This is a genomic window from Agromyces sp. P1_H4 (genome assembly GCF_056405255.1).
On sequence record NZ_JBFUCL010000174.1, the window covers coordinates 1 to 7,800 of the forward strand.

A 7,800-nucleotide genomic window follows, 5' to 3' on the forward strand; every position below is an offset into this window, starting at 1 on the left:
GCGTCGGCCTCCTCCTCCGCGATCGCGGCGTCAGCCGCCGCGGTCGTCGCCGCCTCGGCCGCCACGACCTCGGCATCCGCAGCCGCCGCCTCGGCCGCCGCGGCCTGCGCCGCGACCTCCGCGGCKGGACGGCGGAGCAGCTCGACGATCAGCACGGCGAGCAGGGCGACGATCACCGTCCAGACGACGGCGCTGACGGTGACCGGGCGGTTGAAGAGCACCACGGCGGTCGCGATCAACGCGATGGCGACGTACACGGCGCCACGCCAACGGTCGAGGCCGATGCCGAACGACCCGGTCGTGACGCCATGCCTGGCCGCGGCCGCGCGGGCACTGGCGAACCCGGCACCCGCGAAGTCCCTCGCGGCTCGTGCCGGTCGCCATGGACCGGAGAACCAGGCGATGACCGCGACGAGGATGGAGAGGACCAGCATCGCCACGATCGTCGAGAGCATCAGCTCGACGAGTCCGTCGAAGATCACCGACGCGGTATCGGACGGCATGATCGACGGACTCACCGTGCCGATGAAGAACGTGCGGCCGATGCCGAGCCCCGCGGCGAGCAGCAGCATGGTCAACGCGAGTCCGGCTGCCGTCCACACCAGGGCCACGGTTCGACGCTTCGCGACGAACACGCCGGCCGCCAGGAGCGCGAGGCAGATCCATGGCAACCAGGTGCCCGCGGCCACGGCGAGCGCGTAGACGGTCTGGACGAGGACGAAGGCGTCGTTCTGCGCGATGACGACGCTCTTCTCGATCACGGGGATGTTCGCGGCGAAGCCGACCCCCTGCTGCACGAGGCGCTCCTTCACCGCCTCGATGATCGGGCCGAGCTGCACCGAGATGGTGCCGTTTCCCCCGATCGCGAGCGCCGCGTCGGGATCACCCTGCACCGCCGCCACGAAGGCGTGATGGCTCGCGCGAAGCGCCGTGGCCCACACGTCGGCGAAGGCCGGCGACTCGACGACCCGGTCGACGATGCCGGAGACGAGCGACTGGAGGCCCTGCGTGGCAGGCGCCTCGAGCAAGCCGAGCGCGGTCTGCGCCTTGGGCGGCAGGTCGAGCTGCTTGATGCCGTCGAAGAGGTCGGCGGTGAGGGCCGGGATGTCGACCTGCTCCTCGATCGCCGTCGTGACCTGGTCGCCGATGTACGACTGCACGGCCGGCTCCTCGGCGAGCGGGGCGAAGGTCGCGACGAACTGCTCGGTGTCCACGAGCTGGAGCCGCGCCCACGCCGTGATCACCGCGATCGGCGTGATCAGGAGGGCGACGATCACGAGGACGACGGCCGCGACGGTGCGCCCACGGCGGCGACGCTCGTGGGGCGCCGCGCCCGCGACATCCGTTCCGGCGACCGGTCTGGCCGTGACCGCCTCGGTGCGCAACGCCGCATTCTCGGCTTCGAGCTGCGCGATCCGGGCTTCGAGTTGCGAGGTCCCTGCATCCGACATGACCGCCCCCTTTGGTCGAAACCTATCGTCACGACCCCGTTGTGCGCATCACTTCTTCTGGATGAAAGGCCGGGTGCTCCTCCCGAAACGACCCGCGTCAGTGGATGAGGGCCTTCATCAGGATCATCGCGAGGCCGAACCCTGCGGTCGCGAGCGAGCCGGCGAGCCTGATCGGCCACGGGGAGCCGCGGCGGGCGAAGGCCACCCAGCCGAGCACGGCGAGCACCACGACGCCAGCCCACAGGGCCGTCCAGATGGCGTAGACATCGGTGATCGCCTGGGTGGCGCCGAGCAGCAGGATGAGCGACGGGATCAGGGCGGAGGCGAGAAGCCCGAGGGACCGCCGAAGCGACCCGCGGAACGCCTCGCCGAGGCTGATCATGCGGTCGTGGTCGAGGCCGTGGTGGGCCACGGTGCCGGCGTAGACGTGCGCGGCCCAGAAGACGATCACCGTGCCGATGACCGTCCAGAACACCGACCAGGCCGTGGCGCCGTGGCCGCCCGAGACGAGGATCATGCCGTCGACCAGGATCACGCCGTAGACGGCCTCCTCGGTCACGAACGTCGTGCGCACGATCTTCGAGGCGAGGTTCGGCTGCGCGCCCGGCCCCGAGTTCACCGCGGTGCTCGGAACGACCCGATCCGCGGCATCCGACGTGGAATCACCCATGGATTCAGCCTCTCACGCGAGAGGACATGCCGACAGCGTCGTCTCGCCGCCGACGACACGAGCCCCCGCCGATGTTCCGGCAGGGGCTCGTGTTCGCGTCGGAACGCGCCTACAGAGCGGCGTAGACCTCGCGCAGCAGCTGCGCCGTCTCGGACGGCGTCTTGCCGACCTTGACGCCGGCGGCCTCGAGGGCCTCCTTCTTCGCCTGCGCGGTGCCGGCGGAGCCGGACACGATGGCGCCGGCGTGGCCCATGGTCTTGCCCTCCGGGGCCGTGAACCCGGCGACGTAGCCGACGACCGGCTTCGTCACGTTGGCCTTGATGAAGTCGGCCGCGCGCTCCTCGGCGTCGCCGCCGATCTCGCCGATCATCACGATCGCCTTCGTCTCGGGGTCGGCCTCGAACGCGGCGAGCGCGTCGATGTGCGTGGTGCCGATGATCGGGTCGCCGCCGATGCCGATGGCGGTCGAGAAGCCCAGGTCGCGCAGCTCGTACATCATCTGGTAGGTCAGCGTGCCCGACTTCGAGACGAGGCCGATCGGGCCCTTGCCCGTGATGTTCGCCGGGGTGATGCCGACGAGCGACTCTCCGGGGCTGATGATGCCGGGGCAGTTCGGGCCGATGATGCGGGTCTTCTCGCCCTGCTCCTTGGCGTACGCCCAGAACTCCGCGGAGTCCTGCACGGGCACGCCCTCGGTGATGATGACGAGGAGCGGGATCTGGGCGTCGATGGCCTCGATCACGGCATCCTTCGTGAAGGCCGGCGGGACGAAGGCGATGGAGACATCCGCCCCCGTCTGCTCGATCGCCTCGGACACCGACGCGAACACCGGCAGCTGCACGGAGTTGCCGTCGGCGTCGGTGTGCAGCACCGTGGTGCCGGCCTTGCGGGCGTTCACACCGCCCACGACCTGGGTGCCCGCCGCGAGCATGCGCGCCGTGTGCTTGGAGCCCTCGCCGCCGGTGATGCCCTGGACGATGACCTTGGAGTCCTTGTTCAGGAAGATCGTCATTGCTCTCGAATCCTTCTCTCGCGCTACGCGGCGTTCGCCAGCTCGGCGGCCTTGTCGGCGCCCTGGTCCATGTTCTCGGCGAGGGTGACGAGCGGGTGCGCCGCCTCCTCGAGGATGCGGCGGCCCTCGACGACGTTGTTGCCGTCGAGGCGCACGACGAGCGGCTTGTTCGCGGTGGAGCCGAGCTCGGCGAGCGCGCCGACGATGCCCTTGGCGACCTGGTCGCACGCGGTGATGCCGCCGAAGACGTTCACGAACACGCTCTTCACCTGCGGGTCGCCGAGGATGATGCCGAGGCCGTTGGCCATGACCTCCGCCGAGGCGCCGCCGCCGATGTCGAGGAAGTTCGCCGGCTTCACGCCGCCGTGGTTCTCGCCCGCGTAGGCGACGACGTCGAGCGTCGACATGACGAGGCCCGCGCCGTTGCCGATGATGCCGACCTCGCCGTCGAGCTTCACGTAGTTGAGGTCGAGCGCCTTGGCCTGCGCCTCGAGCGGGTCGGCCGCGGCCTTGTCCTCGAGCAGGGCGTGGCCGGCGTGGCGGAACTCGGCGTTCTCGTCGAGCGTGACCTTGCCGTCGAGGGCGATGACGTTGCCGTCCTCGTCGAGGATGAGCGGGTTCACCTCGACCAGCGTGGCGTCTTCGCTCGTGTACACGTCGTAGAGCTTCACGAAGACGTCGGCGACCTTATCGACGAGCTCGGCCGGGAAGTTCGCGGCCTCGGCGATCTCGCGGGCCTTGGTGGGCGTGATGCCGGTGCCCGGGTCGACCTCGACGCGCGCGAGCGCCTCGGGCTTCTCGACGGCGAGCTGCTCGATCTCCATGCCGCCCTCGACGCTCGTGAGCGAGAGGTAGGAGCGGTTGGCGCGGTCGAGGAGCACCGAGAAGTAGAACTCCTGCGCGATGCGGGCGCCGCCCGCCACCATGACGCGCTTGACGACGTGGCCCTTGATGTCGAGTCCGAGGATGGCCTTCGCCGCCTCCTCCRCCTCGTCGGGGGTCTTCGCGACCTTGACGCCGCCGGCCTTGCCGCGGCCGCCCGTCTTCACCTGGGCCTTGACCACGACGACGCCGCCGAGCTTCTCGGCCGCGGCGCGGACCTCTTCTGGGGTGTCGGCCACGATGCCCGGGAGCACCGGGACCCCGTACTGTTCGAACAGGTCTCTGGCCTGGTACTCGTAAAGATCCACGCTCTACTTCCAATCGGTCCGCACGCACGACGGCGCACAGGGGCTGGTGGGTGCGGCCCGGCCTGTGCTCAACGAGCACCGATTGTCTCGATATCGAGATACGCGGGCCGTGGACCATGGTACTCCCCCTCATCCGAGGGTCGGAACCGGGCGGATGCCGCTGGCCACCGTCAGCCCCCGGCTGCGAGACTGGCTCGATGAGCGACCGAGCGGAGCCCATCCACCGCGCAGACCCGCACGATTCCGCGGTGCACGCGAAGTTGAACTGGCTGCGCGCGGGGGTGCTCGGAGCGAACGACGGCATCGTCTCGGTCGCCGCACTCGTGGTCGGCGTCGCCGCGGCCACCACGGATGTCGCGGCGATCCTCATCGCCGGCGTCGCCGCGGTGGTCGCGGGCGCGATCTCCATGGGACTCGGCGAGTACGTGTCGGTCTCGAGCCAGCGCGACACCGAGCGGGCCCTGATCGCCAAGGAGCGACACGAGCTCGAGACGATGCCCGAGCAGGAACTGGCCGAGCTCGCCGGGCTCTATCGCGCGAAGGGGCTCTCAGCCGCCACCGCCGAGGCCGTCGCGCACGAGCTCACCGCGCACGACGCGCTCGCGGCGCACCTCGAGGTCGAGCTGCACATCGACGAGGACGACGTGGTGAACCCGTGGCACGCCGCCGGGGCATCCGCGCTGTCGTTCCTCGTCGGGGCGGTGCTGCCGATGCTCGCCATCCTGCTCCCGCCACCCGAGTGGCGCATCGCCGCGACCTTCGTCGCCGTGGTCGTCGCCCTCGCGATCACCGGCTGGCTCAGCGCCTGGATCGGCGGCAGCCCGAGGCTCCGGGCCGTGCTACGGGTGACCGTCGGCGGGGCGCTCGCCCTGCTCGTGACCTGGGCGATCGGCGCCCTGCTCGGCGTGGCCGTGTGACATGGCGGGGCGTCGGGGGCGTGCGTACGTCGGGATCTCGGGGTGGGTCTACCCGAACTGGCGCGGCGAGTTCTACCCGAGAGGGCTCCGCCAGGCGGACGAGCTCGAATATGCCGCGACGCACCTCGGCTCGGTCGAGATCAACGGCTCGTTCTACTCGCTGCAGCGGCCGGGGAGCTGGGTGCGCTGGCGCGATGCCGTGCCCGAGGACTTCGTCTTCGCGGTCAAGGGGCCGCGGTTCATCACGCACGTGAAACGCCTCGGCGACATCGACGGACCCATGGCGAACTTCTTCGCGTCGGGACTGCTCGCGCTCGGCGACAAGCTGGGCCCGCTGCTCTGGCAGCTTCCGCCGACGCTCGCCTACGACGAGGCGCTGCTCGACGCGTTCCTCGCGCGCCTGCCGCGCACCCATGCGGCCGCCGCCGGGCTCGCGCGACACCGTGAGCAGCGGATGACCGGACGCACGTCGTACGCGCTGCGGGCCGCTCCCGAGCGGCCGCTCGAGCATGCCGTCGAGGTGCGGCATCCGAGCTTCGAGGAGCACGCGGACGCATGGGCGTCGCTGCTCGAGCGTCACGGCGTGGCATCCGTCACCGCCGACACCGCCGGGCGCTACCCGCGGATCGACCGCACGACCGCGACCTTCGCCTATGCACGCCTGCACGGCGACCGGGAGCTCTACGTGTCGGGGTACGACGAGGAGGGCCTCGACCGCTGGGAGGCCTGGATGCGCGGCCACCTCGACGCAGGCCGCGACGCCTACGCGTACTTCGACAACGACGTGAAGGTGCGCGCGCCGTTCGACGCCATGGCGCTCATCGAGCGGCTCGCGCGGGCCTGACGGCGCCCTCGGGTTCCCGGCGAGGCCTCCCCCGCGCGCGGCACATGGGGCACGATGGGGAGATGGGCAAGAAGCACCGTCCGGTCGTCCCCCATCTCACCGACGCCCAGTGGGATCGGCTCGTCGCGCATGGCGTCCCGGTCGACGTCGCGGTCGGCGACATGCTGTTCCGCACCGGGGACCGCTGGTACGACCTCATCCTCGTCGAGAGCGGTGCGGTCGAGGTGGTGCGCGACGCCCTGCCCTGGGTGGGCGAGACCTCGATCGTCACCCTCGGACCGCGCACGTTCGTCGGCGAGCTGGGGCTGCTGAACGGGCAGCGGGCGTTCCTGTCGGCGCGCGCGACGGAGGGCGGCCGCATGTACCGCGTCGACCATGCGGCGCTCCAGCGGCTGATGGCCGAGGACGACGAGCTCTGCGACCTCCTGCTTCGCACGCTCTGGGCGCGCCGCGACTTCCTGCGGCGAGGCCCGGCCGCCCTGTCGCTGAAGATCGTCGGCACCCAGCGTTCGGCGGGCGCCACGGCCTTGCGCCGGTACGCCGAGCGCCTCGAGCTCGCGCACACCTGGGTCGATGCCGACGACCCCGAGACCGCGGCCCACATCTTCAAGCACGGCTTCTCGCGCCGTGACCTGCCCGTCGCCATCGTGCAGGGCGAGAACGTGCGCAACGCGACGCCCGGCCAGGTGGCCGAGATGCTCGGCCTCGCGTACGTGAACGACGACGACACGGCCGCGGACCTCGCGGTGGTCGGCGGCGGGCCCGCTGGACTCGCGGCGGCGATCTACGGCGCCTCGGAAGGACTCCGCACCGTGCTGCTGGACTCGATCGCCCCCGGCGGCCAGTCGGCGGCGACGTCGCGGATCGAGAACTACCTCGGGTTCCCGTTCGGCGTGAGCGGCGACGCGCTCACGGGGCAGGCCTCGCTGCAGGCGTTCAAGTTCGGCGTGCGGGTGTTCGCCCCGTGCGAGGTCGCCGGCCTGCAGGACTCGGGCGATCCACTCACGCTCACGCTGGCCGACGGCCGCCTCGTGCACGCCAGGTCGGTCGTGATCACCACCGGGGCGCAGTACCGCACGCTCGACCTCGACCGGTGGAGCGAGTTCGAGGGAGCAGGCATCTTCCACGCGGCCACGTCGCTCGAGCTCCGGCAGGTCATCGACGCGCCCGTCGTCATCGTCGGGGGTGCGAACTCCGCGGGCCAGGCTGCGCTCTACCTCGCCGCGAACGGCTGCCCCGTGCGGCTGGTCGTGCGCGCCGACGGCCTCTCCTCGGAGATGTCGAGCTACCTGGTGGACCGCCTCGCCGAGGACCCGCGCATCCAGGTGCACACGCGCACCCGGGTGGCAGCGCTGCACGGCGGCGAGACCCTCGAGCAGGTGACCCTCGAGGGCGACACGGATGCCACGGTGGACTGCCGCGGCCTGTTCTGCTTCATCGGGGCGCAGCCGGCAACCGACTGGGTCACGCAGCTCGAGCGCGACGAGCACGGCTTCGTGCGCACGGGCGACGACATCCGGAGCCTCGGCCCCGCCTGGGCCGCCCTGCGACGGTCGCCGCTGCCGTTCGAGACGAGCCTGCCCCGCGTGTTCGCCGCGGGCGACGTGCGCCGCGGCTCGATGACGCGCGTCGCCGCCGCCGTGGGCGAGGGGTCGAGCGCCGTCGCCTCGGTGCACCGGGCGCTGGCCGACGTCCCCTGAGCCGCTGAGGGCACAC

The 7,800-nt window shown here is 71.3% G+C and carries 7 protein-coding genes; 3 read left to right on the forward strand and 4 right to left on the reverse strand.

The features are described 5' to 3' along the window. The 4 genes from AC1DY2_RS11595 to sucC form a co-directional block, all read right to left on the reverse strand. On the reverse strand, positions 1-1,451 hold a 1,451-nt coding region (locus AC1DY2_RS11595), incomplete at its 3' end, for a hypothetical protein (protein ID WP_476762573.1). A 97-nt stretch (positions 1,452-1,548) separates the two neighbouring features. Beyond that, positions 1,549-2,121, reverse strand: coding sequence for a hypothetical protein (locus AC1DY2_RS11600; RefSeq protein ID WP_476762574.1), 573 nt, complete (start codon positions 2,119-2,121; stop codon positions 1,549-1,551). 109 nt (positions 2,122-2,230) lie between these two features. Further along, positions 2,231-3,133, reverse strand: coding sequence for a succinate--CoA ligase subunit alpha (gene sucD / locus AC1DY2_RS11605; RefSeq protein WP_476762575.1), 903 nt, complete (start codon positions 3,131-3,133; stop codon positions 2,231-2,233). A 23-nt stretch (positions 3,134-3,156) separates the two neighbouring features. After that, positions 3,157-4,323, reverse strand: coding sequence for an ADP-forming succinate--CoA ligase subunit beta (sucC, locus tag AC1DY2_RS11610; RefSeq protein ID WP_476762576.1), 1,167 nt, complete (start codon positions 4,321-4,323; stop codon positions 3,157-3,159). A 197-nt stretch (positions 4,324-4,520) separates the two neighbouring features. Here sucC and AC1DY2_RS11615 point away from each other — a divergent pair, with 197 nt between their 5' ends. The 3 genes from AC1DY2_RS11615 to AC1DY2_RS11625 all read left to right on the forward strand — a co-directional run bounded on the left by AC1DY2_RS11615 (position 4,521) and on the right by AC1DY2_RS11625 (position 7,784). Further along, complete coding sequence (locus AC1DY2_RS11615; RefSeq protein WP_476762577.1) at positions 4,521-5,240, forward strand: VIT1/CCC1 transporter family protein; 720 nt, start codon at positions 4,521-4,523, stop codon at positions 5,238-5,240. A 1-nt stretch (position 5,241) separates the two neighbouring features. Next, positions 5,242-6,084 carry a DUF72 domain-containing protein gene (locus tag AC1DY2_RS11620; protein WP_476762578.1) on the forward strand — a complete coding sequence of 281 codons (843 nt, stop codon included), beginning with the start codon at positions 5,242-5,244 and terminating at the stop codon, positions 6,082-6,084. Positions 6,085-6,146: 62 nt separating this feature from the next. Then, the gene (locus tag AC1DY2_RS11625; protein WP_476762579.1) at positions 6,147-7,784 is read left to right on the forward strand and encodes an FAD-dependent oxidoreductase; all 1,638 of its coding nucleotides are present in this window, start codon (positions 6,147-6,149) and stop codon (positions 7,782-7,784) included. Positions 7,785-7,800: the final 16 nt, after the last annotated feature.